Origin of the sequence: Brevibacillus sp. MER 51 (genome assembly GCF_023714195.1) — a bacterium.
Lineage (GTDB): Bacteria > Bacillota > Bacilli > Brevibacillales > Brevibacillaceae > Brevibacillus.
On sequence record NZ_JAMAUS010000013.1, the window covers coordinates 102,899 to 129,583 of the forward strand.

At 45.1% G+C, this 26,685-nt stretch carries 34 protein-coding genes; all 34 read left to right on the top strand.

Features of this window, described 5'->3' with window-relative positions; all coding sequences use genetic code 11:
- The first annotated feature begins 242 nt into the window (after nucleotides 1-242).
- The 34 genes from M3630_RS24135 (at nucleotide 243) to M3630_RS24300 (ending at nucleotide 25,918) form a co-directional block, all read left to right on the top strand.
- On the top strand, nucleotides 243-503 hold the full coding sequence (locus tag M3630_RS24135; RefSeq protein WP_088908542.1) for a hypothetical protein: 261 nt from the start codon (nucleotides 243-245) through the stop codon (nucleotides 501-503).
- A gap of 265 nt (nucleotides 504-768) precedes the next feature.
- On the top strand, nucleotides 769-1,089 hold the full coding sequence (locus M3630_RS24140) for an HNH endonuclease (protein WP_251253782.1): 321 nt from the start codon (nucleotides 769-771) through the stop codon (nucleotides 1,087-1,089).
- A gap of 80 nt (nucleotides 1,090-1,169) precedes the next feature.
- Nucleotides 1,170-1,976: a hypothetical protein gene (locus tag M3630_RS24145; protein ID WP_251253783.1), complete on the top strand. Its 807-nt coding sequence runs from the start codon at nucleotides 1,170-1,172 to the stop codon at nucleotides 1,974-1,976.
- A gap of 192 nt (nucleotides 1,977-2,168) precedes the next feature.
- Nucleotides 2,169-2,492, top strand: a complete 324-nt coding sequence (locus M3630_RS24150; protein ID WP_353057261.1) for an HNH endonuclease — start codon at nucleotides 2,169-2,171, stop codon at nucleotides 2,490-2,492.
- Between the two features lie 83 nt (nucleotides 2,493-2,575).
- Nucleotides 2,576-3,184: a terminase gene (locus tag M3630_RS24155; protein ID WP_251253784.1), complete on the top strand. Its 609-nt coding sequence runs from the start codon at nucleotides 2,576-2,578 to the stop codon at nucleotides 3,182-3,184.
- Complete coding sequence (locus M3630_RS24160; protein WP_251253785.1) at nucleotides 3,174-4,769, top strand: terminase large subunit; 1,596 nt, start codon at nucleotides 3,174-3,176, stop codon at nucleotides 4,767-4,769. Before M3630_RS24155 ends, M3630_RS24160 begins: the two co-directional genes overlap by 11 nt.
- Nucleotides 4,770-4,811: 42 nt before the next feature.
- Nucleotides 4,812-6,014: a phage portal protein gene (locus M3630_RS24165; RefSeq protein ID WP_353057262.1), complete on the top strand. Its 1,203-nt coding sequence runs from the start codon at nucleotides 4,812-4,814 to the stop codon at nucleotides 6,012-6,014.
- Between the two features lie 108 nt (nucleotides 6,015-6,122).
- Complete coding sequence (locus tag M3630_RS24170) at nucleotides 6,123-6,704, top strand: HK97 family phage prohead protease (RefSeq protein WP_251253786.1); 582 nt, start codon at nucleotides 6,123-6,125, stop codon at nucleotides 6,702-6,704.
- Between the two features lie 36 nt (nucleotides 6,705-6,740).
- Nucleotides 6,741-7,928 (top strand): phage major capsid protein, encoded by a 1,188-nt coding sequence (locus tag M3630_RS24175; RefSeq protein ID WP_251253787.1) that lies wholly within the window; start codon nucleotides 6,741-6,743, stop codon nucleotides 7,926-7,928.
- 59 nt (nucleotides 7,929-7,987) lie between these two features.
- Nucleotides 7,988-8,335, top strand: a complete 348-nt coding sequence (locus tag M3630_RS24180; RefSeq protein WP_251253788.1) for a hypothetical protein — start codon at nucleotides 7,988-7,990, stop codon at nucleotides 8,333-8,335.
- On the top strand, nucleotides 8,316-8,612 hold the full coding sequence (locus tag M3630_RS24185; RefSeq protein ID WP_251253789.1) for a head-tail connector protein: 297 nt from the start codon (nucleotides 8,316-8,318) through the stop codon (nucleotides 8,610-8,612). Before M3630_RS24180 ends, M3630_RS24185 begins: the two co-directional genes overlap by 20 nt.
- A complete protein-coding gene (locus M3630_RS24190) occupies nucleotides 8,609-8,932 on the top strand; it encodes a phage head closure protein (RefSeq protein WP_251253790.1) in 324 nt (107 codons plus the stop codon). The genes M3630_RS24185 and M3630_RS24190 overlap by 4 nt, the downstream gene beginning before the upstream one ends.
- Before the next feature lies 1 nt (nucleotide 8,933).
- Nucleotides 8,934-9,368: a phage tail terminator family protein gene (locus tag M3630_RS24195; RefSeq protein ID WP_251253791.1), complete on the top strand. Its 435-nt coding sequence runs from the start codon at nucleotides 8,934-8,936 to the stop codon at nucleotides 9,366-9,368.
- Nucleotides 9,361-9,783, top strand: a complete 423-nt coding sequence (locus M3630_RS24200) for an HK97 gp10 family phage protein (RefSeq protein WP_251253792.1) — start codon at nucleotides 9,361-9,363, stop codon at nucleotides 9,781-9,783. Before M3630_RS24195 ends, M3630_RS24200 begins: the two co-directional genes overlap by 8 nt.
- A gap of 12 nt (nucleotides 9,784-9,795) precedes the next feature.
- Nucleotides 9,796-10,854, top strand: a complete 1,059-nt coding sequence (locus tag M3630_RS24205) for a phage tail sheath C-terminal domain-containing protein (protein WP_251253793.1) — start codon at nucleotides 9,796-9,798, stop codon at nucleotides 10,852-10,854.
- Nucleotides 10,855-10,873: 19 nt separating this feature from the next.
- On the top strand, nucleotides 10,874-11,308 hold the full coding sequence (locus M3630_RS24210) for a phage tail tube protein (RefSeq protein ID WP_251253794.1): 435 nt from the start codon (nucleotides 10,874-10,876) through the stop codon (nucleotides 11,306-11,308).
- 25 nt (nucleotides 11,309-11,333) lie between these two features.
- A complete protein-coding gene (locus tag M3630_RS24215) occupies nucleotides 11,334-11,723 on the top strand; it encodes a phage tail assembly chaperone (protein WP_251253795.1) in 390 nt (129 codons plus the stop codon).
- A 211-nt stretch (nucleotides 11,724-11,934) separates the two neighbouring features.
- Nucleotides 11,935-13,755, top strand: a complete 1,821-nt coding sequence (locus M3630_RS24220; RefSeq protein WP_251253796.1) for a tape measure protein — start codon at nucleotides 11,935-11,937, stop codon at nucleotides 13,753-13,755.
- A gap of 20 nt (nucleotides 13,756-13,775) precedes the next feature.
- A complete protein-coding gene (locus tag M3630_RS24225) occupies nucleotides 13,776-14,189 on the top strand; it encodes a hypothetical protein (RefSeq protein ID WP_251253817.1) in 414 nt (137 codons plus the stop codon).
- A 4-nt stretch (nucleotides 14,190-14,193) separates the two neighbouring features.
- Complete coding sequence (locus tag M3630_RS24230; protein ID WP_251253797.1) at nucleotides 14,194-15,210, top strand: XkdQ/YqbQ family protein; 1,017 nt, start codon at nucleotides 14,194-14,196, stop codon at nucleotides 15,208-15,210.
- Nucleotides 15,211-15,221: 11 nt separating this feature from the next.
- Nucleotides 15,222-15,686, top strand: a complete 465-nt coding sequence (locus tag M3630_RS24235; RefSeq protein ID WP_251253798.1) for a DUF2577 domain-containing protein — start codon at nucleotides 15,222-15,224, stop codon at nucleotides 15,684-15,686.
- Nucleotides 15,683-16,120, top strand: coding sequence for a DUF2634 domain-containing protein (locus tag M3630_RS24240; RefSeq protein ID WP_251253799.1), 438 nt, complete (start codon nucleotides 15,683-15,685; stop codon nucleotides 16,118-16,120). The genes M3630_RS24235 and M3630_RS24240 overlap by 4 nt, the downstream gene beginning before the upstream one ends.
- Nucleotides 16,120-17,178 carry a baseplate J/gp47 family protein gene (locus M3630_RS24245; RefSeq protein ID WP_251253800.1) on the top strand — a complete coding sequence of 353 codons (1,059 nt, stop codon included), beginning with the start codon at nucleotides 16,120-16,122 and terminating at the stop codon, nucleotides 17,176-17,178. The genes M3630_RS24240 and M3630_RS24245 overlap by 1 nt, the downstream gene beginning before the upstream one ends.
- Nucleotides 17,171-17,773 (top strand): putative phage tail protein, encoded by a 603-nt coding sequence (locus tag M3630_RS24250; protein ID WP_251253801.1) that lies wholly within the window; start codon nucleotides 17,171-17,173, stop codon nucleotides 17,771-17,773. The genes M3630_RS24245 and M3630_RS24250 overlap by 8 nt, the downstream gene beginning before the upstream one ends.
- Before the next feature lie 16 nt (nucleotides 17,774-17,789).
- Nucleotides 17,790-18,149 carry a hypothetical protein gene (locus M3630_RS24255; protein ID WP_251253802.1) on the top strand — a complete coding sequence of 120 codons (360 nt, stop codon included), beginning with the start codon at nucleotides 17,790-17,792 and terminating at the stop codon, nucleotides 18,147-18,149.
- Nucleotides 18,150-18,153: 4 nt separating this feature from the next.
- Nucleotides 18,154-18,474 carry a hypothetical protein gene (locus tag M3630_RS24260; protein WP_251253803.1) on the top strand — a complete coding sequence of 107 codons (321 nt, stop codon included), beginning with the start codon at nucleotides 18,154-18,156 and terminating at the stop codon, nucleotides 18,472-18,474.
- Nucleotide 18,475: 1 nt separating this feature from the next.
- Nucleotides 18,476-19,030: a hypothetical protein gene (locus M3630_RS24265; RefSeq protein ID WP_251253804.1), complete on the top strand. Its 555-nt coding sequence runs from the start codon at nucleotides 18,476-18,478 to the stop codon at nucleotides 19,028-19,030.
- Nucleotides 19,031-19,046: 16 nt separating this feature from the next.
- A complete protein-coding gene (locus M3630_RS24270) occupies nucleotides 19,047-20,720 on the top strand; it encodes a hypothetical protein (RefSeq protein WP_251253805.1) in 1,674 nt (557 codons plus the stop codon).
- Nucleotides 20,717-20,893, top strand: a complete 177-nt coding sequence (locus M3630_RS24275; protein ID WP_251253806.1) for a hypothetical protein — start codon at nucleotides 20,717-20,719, stop codon at nucleotides 20,891-20,893. Before M3630_RS24270 ends, M3630_RS24275 begins: the two co-directional genes overlap by 4 nt.
- Nucleotides 20,880-22,049, top strand: a complete 1,170-nt coding sequence (locus M3630_RS24280) for a polysaccharide deacetylase family protein (protein WP_251253807.1) — start codon at nucleotides 20,880-20,882, stop codon at nucleotides 22,047-22,049. Before M3630_RS24275 ends, M3630_RS24280 begins: the two co-directional genes overlap by 14 nt.
- 84 nt (nucleotides 22,050-22,133) lie before the next feature.
- Nucleotides 22,134-22,538 carry a phage holin family protein gene (locus tag M3630_RS24285; protein ID WP_251253808.1) on the top strand — a complete coding sequence of 135 codons (405 nt, stop codon included), beginning with the start codon at nucleotides 22,134-22,136 and terminating at the stop codon, nucleotides 22,536-22,538.
- Complete coding sequence (locus M3630_RS24290) at nucleotides 22,525-23,268, top strand: DUF1906 domain-containing protein (protein WP_251253809.1); 744 nt, start codon at nucleotides 22,525-22,527, stop codon at nucleotides 23,266-23,268. The genes M3630_RS24285 and M3630_RS24290 overlap by 14 nt, the downstream gene beginning before the upstream one ends.
- Before the next feature lie 446 nt (nucleotides 23,269-23,714).
- Entirely contained in the window at nucleotides 23,715-24,629 is a 915-nt protein-coding gene (locus tag M3630_RS24295; protein ID WP_251253810.1) for a hypothetical protein, read from the top strand.
- Between the two features lie 245 nt (nucleotides 24,630-24,874).
- Nucleotides 24,875-25,918: a hypothetical protein gene (locus tag M3630_RS24300; protein ID WP_251253811.1), complete on the top strand. Its 1,044-nt coding sequence runs from the start codon at nucleotides 24,875-24,877 to the stop codon at nucleotides 25,916-25,918.
- The last annotated feature ends 767 nt before the right edge of the window (nucleotides 25,919-26,685 follow it).

The window sequence follows — 26,685 nt, forward strand, 5'->3', positions numbered from 1 at the left end:
AGGCAGAATCCAACGACTTCTGCTGTATTCGAAGAGTTTATTCATACTGCGCAATATAGAGCAGGGAAAATCCCCGACCAAACGCCAAGAACAGTACTGACCGTGGAAATTGAAGCTGCTGAAAAACTAATAAAATACAGAAAGGCATACGGCATTCCGAATATTGAAACAAGAGATACAATTAATAGATTAAGAGATTTGAGACAACAATTTGATGAACTAGGGAATTGAGGAGGGTGAATATGTTTTCAATTGAGGTCAAAACAGCTTTCTTTATCAAAGTTGCCAATATAGTTGCTATCGAAGGAAAGCCCAATGGTGATTTAAAGGCTAAAGTCCTTCATGATGAGACCGATAATTCAAAGTCCTATAATGTAAAAGGAGTTGCATTGGTTAATGGGCGAGAATACATTAGTCCTATAGAATCCATAACTCTTCAATTAGAGCCTGGAGACTATAATGCCGAGGATTTAATAGGAAAAAGATTGGTAAGCTATGATTAAGAAGTGATTGCCATGTTTACTAATAATGGGGCTTTTGTCTCCTGACGGATACCCAGTGCGGTGTCAATTCCCCATACAAGTAGTAAAATTGTTGAGGTTATCTAATAGGTTGACATATCTGACACATCTGACGCTTTTGACGGTTTTTGCAAGCAAATCAATAATTACTCTATACTAAGTGTATACACGATGACTAAACCGCTCGAGGGAATATACCCGGGCGGTTTTTGCTTTGGTCCGACAAGTTTGAAAGGAGGGAAGATTATTGAGCCAGTCGGTATACAAGTCACAGCGTTGGAAGCAGAAGCGGGCAGCCATCTTACGGAGAGATCAATACATGTGTCAGGAAAGTAAGCGGTACGGTAAGACTGAACCAGCTACAACAGTGCATCATATTTACCCGCTAGAGTTTTATCCTGAACTAGCATTCGTGGACTGGAACCTTATTTCTCTCAGCGACAAGCAGCACAATGCTATGCATGACAGGGTGACTCACGAGTTAACAGCGGTAGGACTAGCTTGGCAGGAAAGGACTCGACTCGATGGTGTGGAAAAATATGCCAAGGGGGACGGACAAGCCGCTTGAGTCATCAGGTGGCTTGTCTTTTAGAGTAACTGATTTACAAAATGGTGACCCCGTGCCAAAATATAGCAGGGAGGTCAGACATGGAAAAACACAAACGGATTTTTTCGTTGTTGACATTTGCTGCGATAGGATTTTTTTTTCTTCTCGTTTTTATGTTTTTGTCCAAGCTTTTCTTTTTAGGGTTTGGATTTAAATTTGAGAAAGAAATAAAAATTGAAGACTATGTAGCATTTATGAATATGGTATTAACTGGAGTATTGTCTTATGCAATTTTCAAAGTAACTAAGGTAGCAACAAATTTAGGCCTTCAAAGGAAGGCGGAGGAAGAAGAAGCTAAAAAAACAAAACTAAAATTCATTATTAGGGAATTGACACGATATACAGGTAATATTTCATCAGTCTACGACACCGCTCTAAAGAGTTCAGTGAGTACAATAGGGTTTAAGATGACAGATGAGAGACTCATTTTTAGTCTTGAGTACGTAATGAGTGAAGTTGAAAATTGGAACAGAGTGCACAATGAATTAAGAACGAGTGTCGACTTGCTAGTTTTATTAGAAAATGATTGGCCTATCATTGAGACGGTAAATTCAAAAATCAAAATGATTCAACGGAGATTGCCGGATATTCTAAATAAGCATAAGTCGTCAAGTAATCACGATCCACTAAAAAAGGATTTGATTAACAATTTTATCCTTAATGATACTATAAGTAATCTCAACCAGGAGATATTTAACCCAATCCGAATTAAATGGGGTTTAGAAAAAGTAACATCCCATCAAACTATTAAAGCGTTGAGGGATTCAGCTAGAAAAGAGTTTGCGCGTACTTCAAAAGAGCCCACTGTGAAGACCAAAGAGGTACCGAATACTGGCGAACAAAATTGAAAATTATCCTGTTAGAAAAGCACCGATAGGAGGTGCTTTTCTTTTTGTAAAAGCGAGAATTTGGTTTCCAACCTCCCAATCATTTTGGGTTTGAAGAGGGGGACGAGCAACATACCAGCTAAACCGAAACGCCCGTGTGCCGTAGCAGGTTGTCGCAACCTTGCGGATCGCGGATACTGCCAAGAACATAAGATGTTTGCACACAAGCTAAGGCGCGAGCGAAACAAGCAGTATGACTTACATCAGCGAGATAGGAAAGCAAAAGACTTCTACCACAGTGAAGAATGGGAAGCTGTAAGGAACGAGGCTTTGCAACGGGACTACGGCTTGTGCCAAGACTGTAAGCAGGAGCAGCGTATCACACAGGCCGATGTGGTTGACCATATCAAGCCGATCCATCCATTCTGGGATTTACGTTTACGCCTGGACAATCTGCGGTCGCTGTGTCATGCACATCATAACAAGAAGACAGCAGAGGACAGGAGAAGGTACGGGGGGAGGGTAAAAAATCTGTAGGAGTCTTTTTATAGACCGCCTCGCCCCCCTCGCACGAATTTTTTTCGTTTTTTGAAATTTTTCCAGAAAAGAGGTGAGCCCTCGTGGCAGGAAGACATGCAAAACCAGTTGCTCTACATCTGGCAGAGGGCAACCCGAATCGATTGACCAAAGAACAAATTCAGCAGCGCAAGGATGCAGAAGTAAAGTTAGGAGCCCAAGACCTAAAGAAATTGAAAAAGCCAGGCTACGTCAGTAAGGACAAGATTGCAAATCGTATCTGGAATGAGTTGGTAAAGGAGTACAAGAGTGCGGCTGATCAAGGAGTCGAACTACTGACCAGCTCAGACATTGGCACACTTGCAATGTACTGCAAAACGTTTAGCGAGTATGAGCGTCTGCTTGTACAGTATCAGCGTCTGGAGAACATTTCCGTCGATGAACACATCCTTGATGAATATATTGGCCGTGCCGAAGCGGTTGACGAGGTAAATTACAAAGCACTCCGTTACCTATCCCAGTTGGCAAGTATTGAAGGCATACTCAAAATTGAAACAGCAATCAATAAGAAAATGGATATGCTGCTAAAAATGCAAGATCGCCTTTTCCTGAATCCGTTGGCCAAAGTGAAAAACGTCCCTAAACCGAAAAAGGAAGAGAAAAAATCAGCAATGGCGCAATTTATGAACAGGCGTGCTAGCCATGGCTCATGATGAACAACGAGCGCTAGAACCAATCGAGTTTATGAGCATGCTCCAGGGTGTCGATGATTTTTATGGACAGCCTCTGACATTACTCGACTGGCAAATCAGCTTGTTACAGGATGTATACGGCACGGTCAACGAGAGCGGTTACCGTCAATATCGGTACGCCTATCTGGAAATGCCAAAGAAAAACGGCAAGACGACAATGATTGCCGGATTAACTCTCTACCATTTGGTTTGTGACGGTCCTGGAGGACAGATTTATTGCTGTGCGGCGGATCGGCAGCAGGCCGAACTTGTGTATAAAGCGGCATGCGGAATGATTGAACAAGAGCCAGAGTTTGACGGCGTGCTGAAGGTGCTCGATAGCAAAAAGGAAATCAAAAATGTACAGACGGGCACTGTAATGAAGGTCTTGTCTGCCGAAGCGTACACCAAACACGGTATCAATCCTACTGTTGTCATCTTTGATGAGCTGCACGCGCAGCCAAATCGGGACTTGTGGGACGTCATGACGTTTGGTGCGGGAGCAGCGAGGAAGGAACCACTTTGGTGGGTGATTACGACGGCAGGAGATGACCCGGATCGGCATTCAATCGGGTTTGAGATTCATGACAAGGCGCTCAAGTTATTATCTGGTAAGCTTGTTGATCCATCTTGGTATGTTCGGGTTTACGGCATTCCAGATGACTATGGTTTCGATCCTGACAAGCCGGAGGAGGACATTTATGACGAGGCTTTGTGGTTCAGGATTAACCCGAGCTTGGGGCATACGATCAGCATTGAATCTGTCCGACAAGAGGCCGTTTCGGCACGAAATAGCGAAGCGTCGGAGAAATTATTCCGTTGGTTGCGGTTAAACCAATGGATATCACTGAAAAAAACGGGGTGGCAGCCTTTGACACTGTGGGACAAGACGGAAGGAAAGTGGGAACTGTCAGAATTAGTAGGCAAACGTTGTTATCCTGGTTTGGATTTGTCCAGCACAACGGACATCACAGCCGCCTGCTATCTTTTTCCTCCCCAAGAGGGTATCCCTGATTGGCGAGTCATATTTGATGCGTGGATCCCAGAAGACAACATGAAAGAACGAGTCCGAGTTGATAGAGTTCCCTATGACAAGTGGGTCACGCAGAAATATTTGCACACTACTCCCGGGAATGTTGTGGACTATGACTTCGTTGAGACCAGCATATTGGATGCAAATAAGCAATACAACATTCAAACCCTGGGCACCGACCCATGGAACAGCCGAATGCTTTCTCAGCGGCTTATTCGCGGTGGCGTTGATGTCGTTGAAATCCCCCAAAACATGCAGAACATGAGTCCGGCAATGAAGATGATCGAGCAGCTCATGAAGCGCGGACTCATGACACACGAGGAAAATCCGGTTGCACGTTGGTGCTGGGGGAATATTGTTGTCGCAGTTGATGGAAACGAGAACATCAAGCCTATGAAAAACAGATCAAAGGATCGCATAGACCTGATCGTCGCCATGATCAATGCGATGGCAACGGCCATGCTATTTGAGGAGATCGATTTGAACGTTGGAGAGTTCGCGGAAGAAGAATTCTTGGACAAGCTTTGGGGGTAAATTCCCAAGCGCTTGCGATTTTGAGAGGAGGGAGGTGCAAATGTGAATATCAAGACAATAGCACGACGTTGGCTCGGGATTGAAAAGCGTGAAACCTTAGAACTGAACGTGGATGACCGAAGGCTGCTTGAAGTTCTAGGGATCAACATTGGCGATGTGAACGTAAAAGGGAAAAATGCTCTTAAAATCGATACAGTTTATGCGTGTATCCGTATTCTATCGGAATCTGTAGCGAAATTGCCGATCAAAGTATATCAGGAAGACGAATCAGGGATTCAGAGGCAAACGCGGCACCCGGTTTTCCAACTACTCCGGCTACGTCCAAACCTGTACATGAGCTCCTTCGATTTTTGGAAATGCATCGAGGCACAATGCAATGTGTACGGCAATGCGTACGCCAGTATTGAGTTTGACCGACGTGGACGAATCATAGGATTGTGGCCGATGGATGCGAGCCGGGTCAAAATATGGGTAGATAATGACACGAAGGCAAGTGGCATCACCACAAATCGCTCAAGTCTATGGTACGAAGTCGATCTGGGGTACGACAAGCGTAAAATTATGCCCCATGAAATCCTGCATTTTAAAGGCGGTGTTACGCTTGACGGGATTGTTGGGCTGTCTGCCCTGGATATGCTTAAAGGCACACTTGAAAACGGGGCATCGGCAAACAAATTCATTAACAATTTCTACAAGCAAGGGCTTCAAGTCAAAGGGATTGTGCAGTATGTCGGCGACCTTGATGAGAAGGCAAAGAAAAATTTCCGCGAGAAATTCGAAACCATGTCATCCGGGTTGAGTAACAGCCATCGGATTGCACTGATGCCAGTCGGCTATCAATTCGTTCCGATCGCATTGAACATGCACGATGCGCAGTTTCTCGAAAACAATCAGCTTACAATCCGTCAGATCGCGGCAGCGTGGGGCGTTAAAATGCACCAGTTGAACGATTTGGATGCGGCTACGCATTCCAATGTTGTCGAGCAGCAACGAGGGTTTTACACTGACACGTTACAACCGAAGTTGACAGGATACGAGCAGGAGTTGACTTGGAAGTTGCTCCTTACTGACGAGATCGAAGCGGGGTTATTTTTTCGATTTAATGTCGATGCGATCCTACGTAGTGATATCAAAACCAGATATGAGGCGTATCGAATCGGGGTACAAGGTGGCTTCATGACACCAAATGAGCCGAGAGCACTGGAGAATCTGCCCCCAAAAGAAGGGGGGATCAGCTCCTTGTAAACGGTAGTTACGTGCCTATCACACAAGCTGGCGCGGCATATAAAGCGAAAGGAGGTGGGGGAGCTGGCACAGGAGAAAAAGACGACTCAAACAAAGGAAGTCAGGGCGATGCCAGTAAAGCTTGAGATTCGGGCAAGCGAGGGTGACGAAAGCAAACGAACGATCACGGGTGCAATCAAGTATGACACTGATAGCGCTGATATGCGCGACTGGTACGGTGACACAATCGTGGAGCAGATATCAGCAGGGGCATTTACTGATAGTTTGGCAGCTCGTCAGGTTGTTGGTCTATGGAGTCATGACACATCGCAGGTATTGGGTAATACCAAATCAGGTACGTTGCGTGTGATGGATAGTTTAACAGAGCTTCGCTTCGAGTTGGACATTCCGAATACTACTGTGGGCAATGATGCATGGGAACTAATCCAACGTGGGGATGTCGACGGGGTGTCATTTGGGATGCGAGTCACTAAAGATAAATGGTCAAGTGAAAAACGAGATGACAAGCGGATTTACAAACGTTTGATTCTGAATGCGGAGCTATACGAAATTAGTCCGGTTGCTTTTCCAGCCTATCCAGCAAATGAAGTTTCTGCTCGTTCTTTGGACGACTTCAAGGCATCGGAAAAACGAGCTGCTGACCAATATGAAAAAGAAAAAATGCTCATCGAGCTCGACCTCATCGGTTGAGCTTTTGTTTTGCCAAAAATCTCATGAGGTGATCAAATGACGAAGGGATTGCGAGCGATGCTCCAAAAACTGGAGAGCGCAAAACAGGAAGTACGTACCATGTTGGCCGATGACAAAACGAACGAGGCAAAAGAGAAAATGGAGGAAGTCCGTAGCCTTCAAGCCAAAGTCGATTTGCAACGAGAGCTTGAGGAAACAGAGGCACGCGGCTTGGGCAGTCGGGAGCTGAATGACGATGGAAACGTCGAAGAGCGCGACATGCAAGACCTGGAAAAAGAATATACGGGTATCGTACTCCGGGGGATTCGACGCCGAGGAATCAATGAAGAAATGCGCTCAGTGATTAGTGAGTACGAGCGAAGGGCTGTTATGAATGAAGGGAATACCAATCCGGCTATCGCTGACGGGGATGTGGGAATTATTGTTCCGAAGGACATCCAAACACAGATCAATACATTGATGCGTGACTGGAACGATTTGAGCCCGTACATTACCGTTGAGAACGTAACGGCGCTATCTGGCTCTCGTGTTTTGGAATCCGACGCAGACATGACACCATTTGCGGATGTTGATGAGTATGGAAATATTCAGGCTACTGACAACCCGAAATTCACTCCAATCTCATATAAGGTCAAGAAACGAGCTGGATTCCTACCTTTGACTAACGAGCTATTAGCCGATAATGACGCTAACCTGATCGCTTACATTACAAACTGGATTGCCCGTAAGGCGGCTCACACACGTAATTTCCACATCCTTAACCTTTTGAAAACAATCACTCCAAAGACTTTAGCTGATTTGAAAGCAATCAACACGGTACTCAATGTAGACCTTGATCCAGCAATCAGTCGCTCAGCTGCCATCCTGACAAACCAGGACGGATTCAACTGGCTGGATAATCAGGTCGACGGTAACGGCCGTCCGATTCTTATGGACGACTTTATACAACCAGGGCGTAAGATGTATAAGGGCCGTCCTATTGCTGTTATGAGTAATCGAAATCTGCCGTCCAATACCAACAAAGCACCACTTATAGTAGGAAACCTCAAACAATTCATGGTGCTGTTTAACCGCCGTTTTTTCGAGCTAGCTAGCACACGTGAGGGTGGCGACGCATGGCGTCGTGATACAACAGAATTGCGGACAATCATGCGCGATGACTACGTGAAGTGGGACGCAGAGACTGCTGTTTTTGGTGAGTTAGATGTCACGCCAACGCCTTAAAATTTGACGAATATGGCCGGGCAACCGGCCTTTTTATGATTGAAAGGTAGGTGGTCAAAATGGTAGCGAAAGTGATTCAAGATTTCAGAGAACGATATCAGAACATGAAGCTATACCGCATCGGGGACACATATTCGCTGGGCGACGCTGAACGCGTAGAGTATTTGGTGTCGCAAGGCTTTTTGAAGGTCTCGGAAGAGAACGATGTACTTGATAAGAAGGAATTAACGTTCGAAGAGTTCGCCGCACTTGCAGCGCCGGAACAGAAAAAAGTGCTGAATGATTTAAATATTGAAGGTGACGACAGTAACGCGGAGAAACGAGAGGCACTATACAAGGCACACCTTGAGAATGGGCTCAAAGAGAATGACGGGAACGTGAATGCCGATGGCAATACTGACGCTTGATGAAGCGAAGACCTGGTTACGCGTCGATGGAGACGAAGAAGACGGCATCATTCGAATCATCGCCAGCGCAGCCGAGGAATATCTGCATAACGCCGTCGAGGTTGTATTCGACGGTACGAATCAGCTGGCAAAATTGTATTGCCTCGTCCTTTGCGCCGATTGGTACGAAAATAGAGATTTGATCGGATCGCAGCCGTCTTCCGACAAAGTACGATTTACATGTCAGTCCATTATGGGACAGCTCCAGCACAGCTATTCACCGGAGGAATCGCCATGAAACAGCTAGTAAATCGGCTGAATAAACGCATCACGATCCGCAAACAGACATGGGAAAAGAACAGCATGAATGAGCGAAAACAATCATGGACCGATTATGCTAAGGTATGGGCGGCCATTGAACCGTTACGCGGTCAAGAATCGTTTGTCGCTCAAAAAAGTGAGTCGACAGTGACCACACGTATACGGATTCGCTTCCGAGAAGGAATTGAGCCTTCAATGATGATTGACTATCGCGGAATCTCGTTTGAGATCATGTACATTATCCAGCCTGAATTCAACAAGCGGGAGTTACAGCTGATGTGTAAGGAGAGACGATGACATGCTAACACGTGTTCAGATAAATAACGCCATTAACGAAAAACTCGATTCAGAGTTTCCGACTATCCCAATCCAAAGCAGCGACGTAGAAGAAGGGTTTAACCGCCCTTCTTTTTTCGTGACTTTGGAAACGAACAGCGGAGACGGCGGGCTATTCAGCACACAACGGGACATGACATGTCGCATACTCTTTTTCCCTACCGACAGATACGACTACAAGGAAGAGGCATACGACGTACAGGATCGGCTTGAAAAACTGTTCGGTCTGAACTTTCCTGTGGCTGGGCGCACGATTACGATTGACAGCTATACATCCCGTATCTTCGATAAAGTGGTGCATTTCGACTTTGATTTCACTTTCTTTGACGACCCAGCAGTTGATCCATGCGCAGGAGAGAATACAGAGAAAATGCAGGAGTTGAAGCTCCGTGGCTGACTTTGATGTGGACGACAAGGACATCGAGGCATTTCGCCGCGATCTTGATAATTTAGTGAAGCACTTTCCAAAGGAAGCCAGACGCCTCATGATGCGATCCGGGAATCACGCCAGAAAGATTGTTCTCCGTAAGGCAAAGCAATCTGTTGTCGAGGACACAGGAAACTACTTCAAATCTATTAAGCGCGGAAAAGTGTGGGTGAAAGGGAAGGAGTACAAAGTACGAACCTATTCCCGATCACCCCACGCCCACCTGCTGGAATATGGCCATCGAATGGTCGGGCCAGAACCAGACAAGAAAGAATTAGGTTACGTGCTTGGATTCAACATCTTCGACAAAGCTGGTAAGGAAATAAACCAAGATTGGAACAAGATACTCGATGATGAGTTGTACAAGATTTTGAAAAAACTATAGGGGGCATGCTGCATGGGGCTACCTGAGATTTCGATTGTATTTTCCTCGCTGTCTGTTTCGGCTGTCCAAAGAAGCCAGCGGGGCATTGTGGCCTTGATTTTGAAAGATGATACAGGTAAATCTTTCACCACGAAGGAATACAGGTCCATTACAGACATCGATGCCACTGATTGGTCGGCAACGAATTTGGACTATATCAAAAAAGCCTTTTGGGGTATTCCATCAAAGATTATCGTCGAGAGACTGCCGACAGCGGCAGCGGATTATAAAGAAGCTCTCGTACGACTTGGTGGAAAACGATGGGATTACCTAGCTGTTCCTGGTATTGGGGCTGCTGATGTCCCTGACATTGCCACGCAGTTAAAGACGTGGCGTGATGTAAACAAAAAGAAGTTCAAGGCAGTATTGCCAAACAGTGCCCCCGACAATGAAGGGATTATCGATTTTACGACAGAGGGCATTGTTGTTGGAGCGAAAACCTATTCCGCATCGGAGTACACGGCGCGGATCGCTGGCATTCTGGCGGGGCTGCCTCTTACACGTAGCGCTACTTTCTACGAATTGCCAGAGGTTGAGGCAATTGAGGAAAGCGAAACGCCAGACGCAGACATTGATGCAGGGAAGCTCATCCTCATCAATGATGGGGAGAAAATCAAGATCGCACGCGGAGTAAACTCGTTGACGACCACAACGCCAACAAAGGGCCCTGATTTTAAGAAAATCAAAATCATTGAAGGCCACGACATGGTAAAGGAAGATATCAGACGTACCTTTAACGATGAGTATGCTGGGAAGGTAAACAACAGCTATGACAATCAAGTGCTGCTCATTACGGCTATCAATGCATATCTTCGTGGGCTACAAGGGGAAGTGCTGGACCCGAACGCAAATAATACAATTGGGGTCGATATTGAAGCACAGCGACAAGCCTGGGAATCATTCGGTACCGACACGAGTGGGTGGGATGATCAAAAGGTAAAGACATCAAGTTTTCAAGACGATGTGTTTTTGTCTGGAGGCTTGAAATTCCTCGACGCGGTTGAAGATTTGAAAATTGCATTTCACGTTTAAGGAAAGGGAGGTGGTTTAAGTGTTAAAAAATAGTCCTACCAAAATCATCAACGGAACATATGGACGCATCTGGGTAGATGGAGAACTGTGGGCAGAAGTGGATAGCTTTGAAGCAAAAGTAACCATTCAATATGAGGAAGTTAACTTTGCAATGGATGGGGCCACCTATCAAAAAGCTATAGGTTGGTCTGGAGAAGGCTCCATGACAATCAAGAAAATCTACTCATGCGTACAACGAAAAATGGCTGCCGACGTCCGAAAAGGGATTTATCCTCGATTCGAAATAGTAGGTAAGGTAGAAGACCCGGAAGCACATGGAGCGGAACGAGTGGCGATTCATGATGTCACGATTTCTGAGTTTATGCTGCTTAAGTTTGAGAAGAAAACGCTCAGTAGTGAGGAAGTTCCGTTCAAGTTCAGCGACTACGATCCAATCGACTTGATTCCAGCGTAAAACTAATAATTTGGGGGAGATTAAAATGTCCAAAAAAATTACAATTGCAGACCTGATTGAGCAAAAAGAACAAATCAAAAAACGGAAGGCGAAAACGATGACCCTATATGTGGAGTCACTAGACGGACACATTACCGTTCAAGAGCCTGACAAATCCATTGCAATTGAAGCTCTAACAATGGCGCATGATGACACACGAAGCGATATGGCCGATCCTTATCTTGTCTATCATTGTGTGATAGAGCCCAACTTGAAAGACGCTTCATTACAGCAAGCGTATGGGTGTGCGGAACCAATAGATATCGTTACAATGCTTTTCCGCCAAGGTGAGATTGCTGCAATAGGTGGACATGCCTTGCATCTCGCAGGATATCAAGTAGGCGTGCGAAAAGTTGACACTGAATTAAAAAACTAATCGAGGGCGATGCCGATTTTTACTTTCTGCACCATTATGTGCAGCGCGGCTTCGCCCTTGACTATTTATTAAACCTGGATTTGCTTACGAAACGATTTATGATGCAGTCTATTCTTGTACATCTGAAAGAAGAGAGCAAAAAGTGGGGCGGATAAATTCCGCCCTTTTTCGTGTCTAGTAGGACAGGCAACAGAAGTGGGGGGAGGTCTATGTGAGCGCAAAAGACATTAGCAAAACCCTTGTGCTCAAGGATGGGGTAACAGGGACCCTACAGAAGATTATTGGGGGCACAGTTGCCTATAAAAAGCATCTGAAGGACCTGAAAGAAGTTGGGAAAGAAACTTGGTCATCGATTAAGTCAGGTGCAGGTATGGCTGCTGTCGCCATAGGCGCTGCAGCAACAGCCATGGTCGGAATTGGCGTGAAGGCGAATATGACAGCTGAGACAGCGGAACGATCCTTTGGCATCTTGTTAAAATCTGCCGAAGATGCAAAACGAATGGTCAAGGATTTACAAGTATTAGCTGAGACATCCCCATTTGACTTTGATGGTATGCAGCAATCAGCGAAAACCTTGCTGGGCATGGGGTTTGCTGGTAGTCAGGTTATCCCGATGTTACAACGACTTGGTGACACAGTAGCTGCAGTGGGAGGAAATACAGACCAGCTAAAAGGAATTGCCTTGGCGATCGGTCAAATCCAAACCAAAGGAAAAGTATCCGCCGAGGAAATGAACCAGTTAGCGGAACGTGGTGTCGCTGGATGGGACCTGATGTCACAGGAGTTAGGGAAATCAAAAGTCGAGCTAATGAAGATGGCCGAAAACGGAGAGCTTTTTGCGGACAAGGCACTGCCGGCCATCATGACTGGTTTGGAAAAACGTTTTGGCGGCTCCATGAAGTCCATGTCAGACACCTTTGAGTACACCCTCGCAAACATCAAAGAATCGGGGACGCGAAAGTTAGCCGAAATGACATCGCCTTTGTTTCTTGCTCTCAAAGAAGACTTGAACGGCATACAGGCGTTCCTTTCCAGCGATAGTGCGGCAACATGGGGGGCCAGTTTCTCGCAAGGACTGATGACAGCCTACAATGCGGCAAAGGCAACGTTTGGGGTAATGAGCGATATTGCGGTATTCGTTTCGAGTAACTGGTCTGTCATCGGGCCCGTTGTCTACGGGGTTGCTGGATCACTAGTGGTCTATAAGATTGCTGTTGCAGGCGCGACACTTACCACAACACTATTCGGAGCTGAATCGACGTTTGCCACTGTAAAAACTGGACTGATGGGTACAGCAGCGCTGGTCACATCCGGACAGATCGGGATTTTGCGAGCCGCACAAATGGGTCTGAATGTTGTCATGGCGGCTAACCCAATCGGCTTTGTCATTACACTCCTTGGACTCCTGGTTACAGCGGGAATTTATGTCGTGCAAAACTGGGACACCGTGAAGCAAGCTGCAAAAGAACTTTGGAATGTAGTCGTAGACTATGCAGAGCAGGGTGTAAACAATTGGATAGGTTTAGCAAATACACTTTTGAGTGCATACGATTTTGCGTGGAAAGGCATCGGGTTTGGCGCTGCACAGATGTGGAATGGGATTGTTTCTGCTGCTGAATGGGGCGCTAAAAATATGTTGGCTCCAATCAACGCAGCTTTGGAAGCAGTCGGCGGACAACGAATCGATGTCAATTTTGGTGCTGCACAATTTGATGCGAAGATGCCGAAATGGGAAACAAAGAGCTTCATTCCACAGGTTGATTTTTCAGCAGCAAAAGCAAATACCGGATTCCAAGATGATCTGAACCAAACGAGAAAAGAGCAGCGCGAGGCAAGCGGACAACGTGACAAGAAACTGGCGGACGCGCTGAATTCAAATACGAATGCGTTGGTGTTTAACACTGACGCTACAGCCGGAAATACCAAGGCAACAGACAAGAATACAAAGGCGAAGTTACGTGATAATTTAAGCCCGGTAGATTTAGCAGACAGCTTACTGGGACGAATTGAGCGTCATTTGTGGAGTACGTAGGAGGTGCTGACTTGATTAACGTGTTCTTGTCAATTAACACCAACGCAGAGGTCATGCAACTGCCCGTGCCTCCATCTGAGTACAACGTACCGTCTCCCTGGGGCACGGAGCAGGTGGACGGGCTACAGGAGTCGATACTACTAATCGGGCTGAAAGAACTACGCTCTGTAGACATCAAGAGTTTTTTCCCCATTCGGGACTATCCCTTCTTGCAAAACCGCAACATGTGGGGAATGGCCTATGTAAAAACAATTGAGCGCTGGCGCGAGATGCGGATTCCGATACGACTGGTCATTGTTGACTCGCAGGGGGTTCAGTCGTTGAACATGGCGGTTGCTATTACGAATTTTGAACACGGCGTAGGTCGTAGCGGCGATATTGACTATACCTTGCAGATGATCGAATTCCCATTAGTGAGCACGGCAAGGAGCTGATGTGATGTTTCAAGTGCTACTAATCAAAAACGACGGCCAGAAAAGCCACGACCTCACGCCTTTGGTGGGCAGTATCTCATGGGACTCCAATCTGTCTCTTATGTCCGCAATGAATTTTGATGTGAACTGGACAGATGCGAGATTGTTCCCCGTGAATCCATGTGATGCTGGAGACGTTGTGTTGCTTCTCAAAGATGGTGAAGAAATAAACCGTGGTGTGGTTGTGAAAGAAGGACGGCAGGGAAGAAGCGCGATTACGTACACGGTTTATGACTATGCTTGGTATCTTGGCAAATCAAAGAGCGTCTACCAGTTCAATAAAATCCCGGCCTCACAAGCCATCACGAAGATTCTTGGTGATTTCGGCATGTTAATCGGAAATGTCCCTGAAATGCCTACAATCATAGACGATATTTTCTTGGAAAAAAGCCCTGCCGAGATCATCGAAACCATTTACAAGCTCCATGAGCGCCGGAGTGGGAAACTATATAACGTCGAGATGCGACAAGGAAAAATCTATTTCGAGGATATGAAAGATTTGCTCATCAAAGGCACCTTCAAACTGGCTGAGAACATAGCGCCTGTAGACGTGATGGCAAACCCTTTAGGTGCGGATCGCACGAGATCCATTGAAGAAATGCGAAACCGCGTGAAAATCCTAATCGAGCGAGACGAGAAGGAAAAGACCAAGCCTAAATACGAGGTAGTGGCGATGTCCCAGGACGAGGAGCTCATACGAAAATACGGCCTACTGGAAGATGTGTATCAAATCGATGCAGAGGATGCAGCAAAGGCGCGGGAAGTCTCTCGCATCCTTTTAAAGCGACTAGCACGAATCCACGAGACAAACAGCATCCAGCTAATGGGTGACGTTGCTTTTAAGGCTGGCCGTCTGCTCGATGTATCTGAGCCGATCACTGGTATGCAGAATCGATTTATGATTACCAGCGCAAAGCATGAAGTGAAGAACCAAATTCATACGATGCAACTAGACTTGGCTTTACCCGAGGATGTGAAGTAGGAGGCGATAATGTGAGTAGCGAGGATCGACTGGCCAAACTGATTGTTGATTTGTACAAGGAGAACCGCAACCCGCCGAGTACGGCTCCGCGAGTCGGGACGGTTGTTTCTGTAACGCCTCTCAAAATTCAATACGGTGACAGTATTATCTTAGAGAGGCGGCACCTAGTTATCGGCGAAAGCCTTATGCCTGGTTACAAACGTACAGTTGAACTAACGGAGCTGCAGATGTCCGGACTTGACGAGAAGTTCCCAGTAACGATTGTGTTTTATCGAAGCAGCGGCACCACACAGGAACGCATTACGAAACTGGATATCCCTATCACGGATAAGCCTGACAGTCAGGAAAATAAGATCAAGGCAACCATCACGTATATCGACGGGCTGAAAGTAGGCGACCAAGTGATTCTGCAGCCAGATGAATCGCTAAAACTGTGGTTTGTCAAAGACCGTGTATGGAAGGAGCCAGATGAATGAGTTTACCCCAAATCACTCAATTGAAATTGCCAGAAACACAGATCACCCAACAGACAAAGCCCAAGAACGTACACAAGACGTTTCTGTGGGATTTCGATGCGGGTGATTTTGTTTTAAAGGATGGGAAACTGATCGAGGTAACTGGTCTGGAATACCTGAAAGTCTGGATAGAAAAAGCTCTTCGAACCGTAAAGGACAGTTTGATCTATCAGGGAACGGGCTACGGCAGCGAGCACCATGTGTTGATTGGTCAGAACTTTCACCCTGATTACACCCGTGCTGAGTATGAACGAATGGTCCGAGAGGCACTTCTCCAAAATGACGCCATTACGCGAGTCGAAAACTTCTCGTTTTCGCAACATGGGCCGCGTCTTACGATCGCATGTGAAGTGAGTAGCATTTACGGCACGGTAGAAAAGGCGGTGTTGATTTAGTGGCATCCAAAGAAGAACATCTCGCAATTTTATTTGCAGCAGTACCGGACAAATATGACAAACTCCCCGGGAGCTTTATCTTTGATGCGCTTGCCCCTGTAGCCGAAAAGATGGCCAAACAAGATGACAGGATTGAGGAAGTCAAAGACAAGCTAAGTATCGGTAATTTGTCAGGAGCCGAATTGACACAACGGGTTAGGGAAAGGACGGGACAGGAACGTAGGGCGGGCACTCGCTCCAAAGGAAGTGTTACTGTCACAGGGACGGGTACGATCCGAACAGGGGACTTGTTCGAGACACCAAGCGGCACACAGTTTCGGTCTACGGAATCAAAGGATATTACAAGCAGTGGGATGGTCATGATTGAAGCATTGGTAGAGGGGCCTTCCGGTAATGTACCTGCCAACACCATTACGTTGTTTCCTGTAACGTTAGCTGGCTTTACTGCTGTCACAAATCCGTTTTCCACGGCAGACGGTTTTGCGGAAGAATCAGACACAGACCTACGGAAAAGGTACTACGAACACATTCGCACACCTGCATCTAGCGGGAATAAGGCTCATTTCCGCAATTGGGCAAAGGAAGTGGCAGGGGTCGGTGACGCACGAGTTATACCGTTGTGGGCGGGAAACAACACAGTGAAAGTGGTCATTATTGATAGCGACCGAAAACCTGCAAGCAATAATATCGTCGCTGCTGTACAGAAGTACATCGACCCGGGCGCGAATGGAAAAGGAGAGGGAGCTGCACCAATAGGGGCGTTTGCTACGGTGGCCAGTGCCACGGGCGTGACAATCGACATACAGGTCACCGCTGTTTTAACTCCTGGATTCTCACAACAGCAGGCTATAGATGGAATCACATCAAAAATGACCCAGTTTCTAAGGGATGCTGCTTTTGTCGAGACGTTGGTCAGTTATGCAAAAGTAGGAGCGCTTATATTGGACACAGATGCCGTGTCGGACTATACGGGCCTCACTATCAACGGTGGAACGTCCAATCTTCTGATCGGCAACACGGAAGTAGCGGTCTTAGGGACGGTGAATGTAATTGTCTAAGGCAAACGAGATGCTTAAGCGACTACAACCTCATCAACGTAACTCCTCCACATTTCGGGTGATATTCGAAGCAGACGCGAAGCAATTAGACAAGCAGGAAGCCAAGATTATCGATCTACAACAACAATTGTCGGTAGATACAGCAACGTGGGCACTGGACTATTACGAAAAGGAGCTCGGACTTGCTGCCAATAAACATAAACCCATTTCCGAACGTCGGGTGGCCATCAAGTCAAAAATGCGAAGCCAGGGAAAAGTATCCTTGGCGCTCTTGCAAGCGATTCTTGATGCATATACGGATGGTCAAGGAACAGTCACCTATGATGGATCACTTCGGTTTATTATTCGAAAACTGGATGGCCTCAAACTTTCCGATATCCGAGCGGCCATCGAAGAAACAAAGCCAGCTTATATCGGTGCAGAATTCCTGCTCTCTCCAGAAGCTCCGACCATCTTTATAAAGCTGCGTCATGCTTCTTTCCAAGTGGATTACTTTGTGTGCAATACTTTTTATCCAAATGAAATTGTTGTGAATGCTCCGACTTTGCCTGTCTTTGTTGTACCAGGAATGCCGATGTTTACAGCCACGGAATGATGAAGGAGTGAATCAGATGCCTATTGGAACAAAACATATATTACGTGACGGCGGGCTCCTACCAGTTCCGCAATACTTCAATGGAATGAAGGATGAATTCCAAGAGATTCAAGGTCGCAACGGAGCCATGTTCGTACAACTACGTGGTTTAGCGGCAAAAGAGCCTTTTAGCGGAGCTGCTGATACCGTTCAAGTTTTTGATGAGCCTATGTATGGCTTTGTTATTAAAAATGACGGAACGAATGATCTAACATTCACAATTAACAATTACACATTTACGGTCAAAGAGGGCGAAGTGTTTGAGGAGTTCTTTGAACCGTTTACACAGGTGACTATCAAAACAACTTCTCCATTTCGTGCATACGGAAAGGGGTGATCAGATGGCGTTAAAAGTGGAACCAGCCTTTTTGGAATTCATCCGCAATGCGGTGAGTGCAAAAGTAGTCAATGCCATCATCACCGTCGATGGAAAATCAGATATTCGCCCGATTACACAAACGAAGCACCTTACCAGCGCACAGAAAACGGTTGTACAGTTGTACGTCTATTTAGACGCCGTGGATGCTGCAAGGACCATCACAGAAGCAAAGCTAGTTGATGCAAGTGGAACGGCAATGATTACTTCCGACGCCAATATCACCTCTCACGAAACGGGCGTCTTACTATTGTTCGAAATACCGTTTGAAGTAGGAGTGGTGTAAGATGCCATACGAACGACAATTTTGGGCTGATCGACTTGTTAATCCAGAAACAGGCGAAACGATTCAGGAGGGCACCCGTTACACTGCGAGGCGCATGAATCACATAGAAGAAGGCATTAAAGGCATCAACGACATCGTAATCAAAATGGAAAACCGCATACTCTATCTACACGCCAAGATCACGACAGAGGACAGGACAGCGGGGAATAGTGGGATTTTTGTTGATTTGTTTGACGGCATCCAGGATGCGGTCATTTCCTTGGATAAGACAAGAACAACCATTCAGTCGATTTCTGGGCCGAATGTTACTGTTGCATCGGTAGCAGGATTTGCAGTTGGGCAAGAAGTGACGTTAGCCTCTGTCAACAATCAGGAGGAGCGTATCATCACGGCAATTAATGCGACGACCCAAGTCATCACACTAAATGCGGCGCCCACAGCAACCTATTCCTCAAATGCTATTTTGGCACGTTCGACCGTGGAGATTGATACGGCAGCAAAACGAATGCGTCGAGGAACGATTGACACATACAGTGTGAAAATAGCCGTCACATAAGAAAGGAGGAGGTTAGATGGCGAGTAAATCAACCGTTGTTAGCTTCCCCGAAACCACATCACAAAGTCGGTCACAAAAGATAACCATTCCGAACCTAAAGCGTGTTGTATCAGTTGCGGTCAATACGGGCAAAGTTACACACTCTGTCAATGGCAGCGAAGTAACGATCAATGTCAGTGATGGCTCCTATACCCGATATACCACATCCAGCACCCCGAACACAAAAACCGTATCGGATACGCGTACCAGCAGCATTGATAGTTTTGCATCAACCATCAGCTATAACGATGGAACCTATAGTGGTACCTTGTCTAAGTCAGGAGGATCGACTCCTTACGTAGTTAGTGGTAGCCCTCCCGGTCAAAAATCAGTATCAGCTTCTCGCGATTCTTGGTATGACCTCGGGGGGTCTTGTAGTGCTGCACAAAGCGGCGCTTTGTCGGCGTTGCCATCATCGATTCCCTATTCTGATGGTGAAGGATACACTGGCACTTTACAACGTACCGGAGCGTCTGCGGGTTCATGTCAACTATTAAGCAACGAAGGTGGCGGCGAAAGGATATATGGTGCTTCTGCAACAGGCAGCTATTCCGGGACAGTCAGCAAGCCTGATACGCGTAAGTACAACTACTCACAAAGCTATTCCGGAACCGTGTATGGACCATCCTCGGTTTCATATACCTACTACTATGCGTATACCGTAACCGTAACGTACGAGGACAACTTCGGTCAGACGCTCACACTTACTGCTCCGGCAAGCGGGGTCAAGCTATCTGTAGGTAATACCTACACAATTGTCGGAACCACGAAAGACACAGACGCTGGTGACATCGTATCTGTCTATGTACGTGTAAACAAAGGGACAAATTATCGGATTGCCCAAGGCTCAGTTGATGGGGTAAATCTGTTAGCCTTTAACAAGACATTGACATTTACAGGTGGAGCATTGAAGGACGGAACGACGGCCGTTTCTGGCCTACTGGATGAGGGCGCCACGCACTTGTTAGAAGTATGGTCAGAAGACAATAAGGGCGGTACTTCCATCATTGCAGAACGGACCTTTACCGTAGCTTTGAATCGCCCTCCGACACTTACCCATTCATTTGTCGCCAACAATGATAATCTGTCGGATGATTCACTCATTACGATAAACGGCACGGTATCCGATCCAGACGGACAAGCAGTAACCATGAAGTATCGTCTGAACGGTGGTGCAGATGTACCCATATCAATCAGCGGTGGCGCGTGGGCGATAAGCATCACACCAAGGCAGATGGTTAATGGATCGAACAGTCTTGTCATAACAGCAGCAGATTCATTGGGAGCAACGACAGTCCTCACGTTTTCCCTGACCCGATTGGTGACGAAAACACGACTCAAAACTGCCCATGCTCGCTACAAGCTATCTCCTCAATCAACTACAGCCAAAGAAGTCCTAGCTTGGCTCCAGCATGAAACAGGAGACCTGAATGTGGATGGAGCTCTTTCCATCGTGGCGGCTGGGGCTGCTGAATCTTACAAGGCCATGACTAAAGCGTCTGCCCCTGTTATCACAGGGATCGTAGAAACAGAGTTTATCGGGACGTATGCGGTTCCGGCTGCCCAACTTCACTTGAAATTTACACTAACCAGTAATGACGCCAACTCAACAGCTTCAGCTACGAATCTATCGGGGGCGATCAAAGCATGAGATACCGGAAGCGGAATCCTGACGGAACGTTAGGAGATTGGGTTTATACGCCAGCAGGAGAGGAGGAGCGAAAACAGGAAGAGGCAATAAGAAAAGAGCTGGAAGCATTGCGGAAAGAAAATAAGAAGTTGAAAAATGCTCAAAAAGAGGGTGGAGAGAATGGCATGGGCTAAGCCGACAGACAAGAAAAGTAAAGACTTAATATTGGCCCAGGTTAGAGATTACAAGAAAGGCCGTCTTGTGGAGCCATTTAGCGATACCACCGCATGGCAAAAGGCATATGGTGGAGGCACTGTGTCATTTAACAACGGGAAGCTACAAGTCGCCTCTACGGGTACATCGATTGCCGCACGCCGAAATGTCCTCTTAAACTTGGCAGGTGCCAAGACTTTAAAGATTAGATTCTATGTAGACAATTTGACCGACTTCTATGAGTTCCAGCTCTATTTGGCTCATGATACTGGCTATACCGAATTTTTGGGCTACACCGTGCGAGGATGGCGAATGGCGCTAGGGTGGAATGAACATATCATCGATGTCAGCAAACTGGAGCCAATTGGAGCTGCAAGCCTTACCCGGGATATTGTCTCTATGCAAATCCGAGTTAAGTCCAACGAGAATACTACGGCTTCGATCGTTTTTGACTCGATCATTCGAGATGAGTCGCAGCGGGGGAAGGTCATTTTTATGTTCGATGATGGCTGGTCTTCCCAATACACCGAAGCATTTCGGTATATGGGAAAATACAACCTTCCAGGTGTCATTGCCGTCATTCCGTCGCATGTGGGCTGGTCTGGTTATTGTACGTTGCCACAGCTAAAGGAAATGTATGCTTATGGCTGGGACATGGCCAACCATACGATGAACCACGCGAAGCTCAAAGACCTAGATACAGCGGCAATCGAGAAAGAGGTAGCGGACGCTGAAAAATGGCTGAATGCAAACGGATTTCCTCGAGCATCGAATATTTTGGCGTATCCATATGGCGCGTATGACGCAAGGGTGCTGCAAGTTATGCAATCTCGTAGAGCTGGCCGTACCGTCCAAGAGGATACGGCGACAACGCCCCCACCGGATAAACGGACGATCAAGATTCGAAATGTGGATCATACAATTACGCCGGCCACACTAAAAGGACACATAGATAATGCGGCCAATGTGGGGGGCGTGTGTTTATTCATGTTCCACAAGCTAGTTAGCGGTGAGGCGTCGTCCAGTATCGAGTACAACGTAAGTAACTTCCAAGAGGTTGTTGATTACGCCTATTCCCGGCGTGCCGACATTGATACCGTGACAATGAGCGAATGGCTGGACAGTTGTGGGGTGTAGTAAAGAAATTATTGTTTTTCATGGGGAGCTGCTAATGTGGCTCCTTTTACTTTTGCCCTAAGTGGGTTAGGAGGAAGATAATATATGGAACACTTTTTCAAAACAGCATTTGCAATCGGGGGAGCTGTAGCATCATTCCTATTTGGGGGATGGTCGCCTCTGCTCACGGTACTTTTGACTTTCGTCGCAATTGATTATGTCTCTGGAATGGTAGCGGCTGGCGCAGAAGGAAAACTGTCGAGTAGAATCGGTTTCTTGGGGATAGCAAGGAAGGTTTTTATTTTTGCAATGGTCGCAATTGCCCACTTAGTTGATACGGCCCTTGGAGATCAGCATGTTTTGCGCGACGCAACAATCTTCTTTTACTTGGCAAATGAGCTGCTATCTATCATTGAAAACGCTGGACGTGTGGGATTGCCAGTTCCAACGCCAATCAAGAAGGCCGTAGACGTACTGAAAGGAAAGGGTGATCAAAATGGCAGCAACTAAAGGAATCGATTGTGCAGTACCTTTGACAGCAGAAAAAGCAAGAGCAATGGCGGCGGCGGGCATGAAATTTGTCTGCCGCTATCTTGTTCCTATCAGCATGGAGTGGAAGCGACTGACACGGGCAGAAGCCGAGGTGATCACAGCGGCAGGGATGCAGGTCGTATCCGTCTTCCAGCGCGGAACAAATGATGCTGCTGGAGGAGCAGTCAACGGAATACGGGACGGCAAAGCTGCCCTCCATGAAGCCAAGCTGGTAGGTCAGCCTGTAGGTACGGCGATTTACTTTGCCGTGGATTTTGATGCACAGCCAAAGGACTATGCGGCTATTGAGGCGTACCTGAGAGCTGCAGCCAAGGAGTTGCCTGGTTACTCGGTAGGTGTTTATGGTTCGCATTCTGTCCTTGAGGAAATGGCGAAGCGCGGGGCTTGCAAACATTTCTGGCAGACTTATGCTTGGAGTAAAGGGAAGCTGTCGAAAGCTGCTAACCTATATCAGTATAAAAATGGACAGGAGCTTGCGGGGCACTCGGTAGACTACAATGATGCGCTCGGCGGCGAAGGTTGGTGGAATACTAATCCACCTGCTGTGGAAAAACCTGTGAACAAGTTTGATAAAGAATCAGCAGAGGAAGTAATCTCAATTCTTGGCTCGGTATGGATGGCGAGTGACAACGATCCAGGAGTGAGAGAAGCAACTACTATGCAGCGAACGCTTTACGTGATGCTGTAGGTATCCCAAGATAATTAAAATACAGTAGCCCTCCTTCGGAGAAACAATCCGGGGAGGGCTTTTTTTATTTGAAAAGAACAGATTTTTGATAGACGAGAACAAATCAAATGTCGTTCGCTGATATGCCTTGTTATAAGCGTATTTCTTCGGATTCCTCAACCATCCCTAGCCGCGAGGCATTTTTATATCTGCACTGTGAACGAGCTGTCGTTTAAAGCTGGTCCAAACTGAAATCCTCTATTTCAAACTTTGCTTCCGTGTTTAAGGATTTTCCAAATATTTTCGTCCTAAAAATATTAACAACACGACAAACGTTTCCTAATATTTAGGTTAAGTGTATTATGAAGAAAACTGGTGACGATAGAATGAAGTACCGAATAATGCATTATTTGGAGAAGATCATAGATTAAGAACTAGAAACATCGAATTAAAGTGGAGGACATTAAATGAATTCTTTTGAAGATTACTTATCTGATTCTCTAGGTTTGAATAAGAATACTATAAAGCAATACATAGAAGATATACGGTTTTATGAAGACAAAATTATCGAACATAGAGCTAATGAGGATTGTCAGTTTTTTTTTCGCAAGGATTTACTTGAGACTTATCTAAATAAAAGAAGAGGTGCGACTGCTTATTCAGCAGTTGTAAATTATTTGAGATTTCTTGATGAGACAAACCAGATTGACCACATCTCCTTTTTAGAAACAAAGGAACTTTTCTCAACCTTATACAAAAAGAATCTCAAATTCACTGAAACTTTTTTGGATAGGAATTACATTGATTACATATTTAGCGGTCTGGTTCATTATCGCTTTTTAAATAATAGCGAGCGAAACGACGATCAGTTAAGTGTGATCGGTCCTCTTATTTGGGCCCTATCCTATTATTGCGGATTTGAGCAACAACATTTATATAGTTTGACCACCGATGATCTAAGGCTAGAACTGGGGCATATAAGAAACCCATATTATAAATTTAACCCTACTCTTATTGAATGGGTAAAGCTACACGATGAAGCAATAAGGAGAATTAATCGTTACAGAGAAGCGCATCCAGACTTATTTAAATCAAAAGGGGATACACCAGTATTATTTCTCGATGGGAAAAGATTTGATAATAAGTTAGCAAATGCACCGTTTACAATACTCAATGATAGGGTAGCTAATAAAGACAAGCTACCTACTGATATCAGGGTTAACTGCCAAATTCTTGTGCGAAGTGGGATTCTTCACTCGCTACAGGAAACCAAAGGTGCATCGCTTCTGACTTTATCGAAAACGATTGGTCTTGATAATACACAGTTAAACTATGCATTTAATCAATTTCTAAACCCAAATCAAGAAGATACAAGCGCTTAATGCTCAAGCTGTTAAGAAATAGTTATAGCAATGCCATGATGGTGTCAACCACAAAAATTAATACTCCGGCATTTTCATCCTGCATGGTTAATCGAGTTGCCTTTTTGAGTATGTCTTGGCAGCATTTCTCTTTAAGCTTTTATATTTATTAATAAATTTAGAGGAATTCTCATATAAGAAAAACATAGAAGTAGACATCAAGGAACTATAATCCATGATTACCAAAATGATCGGGGGATATGAAAATGCTAGACCTCTTTACTCCAGTCGTAGATTCTCAAAATTTTCATCATAATTTTAAGATGATTATGAATGATAAGGATCTAAAAGACGTAATAAATAGCTGGCTAATAGGATTTGAGGATAGAGACAATAAATTCATCAAAGAATTTCAAACAACTTTCAATTCATCTTTCTGGGAATTATATTTATTTGCGTGCTTACGAAATCTAGGATTTACAGTGGATTTTTCTCATAACACACCAGACTTTGTAATTCAAACAAAAGAACAATCACTAATAGTAGAAGCAGTTACAACAAGTAATCCGCAAAACGGGACACCAGAGTTTGACAGAGAACGGGCTATGAGAGAATTTCAAGAAAAAAGACAAACAGCTCAAGGTAGAGAAAAATTAATGAAGGAAGTTGTTTCATTAGCAACAGAAAGAATAAGTAATAGTTTTATTAGTAAGTCAAAAAAATATCTTGATAAGTACTCCAATTTAGATCATGTAAAAGGGAAGCCCTTCGTCTTGGCCATTGGCGGATTTGAACAGCCGTTGTTCTTTATGCAAGGTGTTGCTGCTATTCAAAAAGTATTACTAGGAATAACTGAGGCTAAATATGTAAATTCACGTCCTCAAATTAAATATGATGATAGTATCGTTAAACAGAGTTCAGGATCATCTATAAAAATTGGCCTATTTAATGACGATGAACATAAACATATAAGTGCAGTTATTTTTAGTCCCATCGCGACAACGGGGAAAGCGAGGGCTTTGTCGTTACGCAGACATAAGAACATATTTTTTGAGACTTATCGATATAACGATAATGGGCAGCAAGGAATTATAGATATGTTACCTCAGACAAAATATAGGGAATCTTTGCTAGATGGTATTTCAATTTATTTAAATCCTTACGCTGAGAATCCACTAGACCCGACTTTATTTGACAATGATGATATAGCAGTTCATTACAATAAAGACCTTTCAATGTTAAAACACGGTTTCCTATACAGAAGGATAGTATTAAATGGTTCTAAAGAGGATAAGAACGCGGAATTGTGATGAGTTCCCATTAATAATTGAAAGGTCAGTATAATTTGCACTTTATGTGCAGATGCTCTTTTGAATTGGAAGAGTTTAGCAGTGTTTATTTACATACATCAGCTGATAAGAAATACAGCAAGCATTTGACAACCATTTTGACAACGCACTAAAGTTAATCATGTAAATTCAAGTTAACTAGATTCGCGAAGAACCGCATTAGAACGCGGTTCGTGCAGGCAGATTAGCCTATAATATTGTGTCAGATCAAATTGACAGGGTGGGGGTCGCTAGTTCGAACCCAGTCCGGATCACCGTATGATGAACGCTGAAACCATTAATAATCAAGGGTTTTTCTTATTTCTTTTGTATGCTTCATTTGTGTAAATAACTGTGTTTTTCGAACTTGTTGACGGATTGTTGACATTTTTTCGATTACTCAAGGAGTAGACGGCTAATATGTTTCATGATTACGAGCTAAACTCATGATTGGTTTAAGAAAGGTAATACCATATGTTCGCACAAGAAACATATATTTTAAAACCAAATCAGTTCATAAACCAAGAAGAAGTGTATAAAGAAAACAAAACCTTAATTGACTACTTTGATGTAGTTTTTGTCCCATTGGACAATAGTGAAGAAATGAATAAATACTTCTCATGGAGTCTGTAAAATATTCTGTGTAAACTCTCAACCTCTAAACTACAATTAGTCTTAGAAAGGTTGGGAGATTTTTATGATGTCAAAAGAGCAGATCAAGCAGTGGATCAAAGAGAAAAACATGAAGT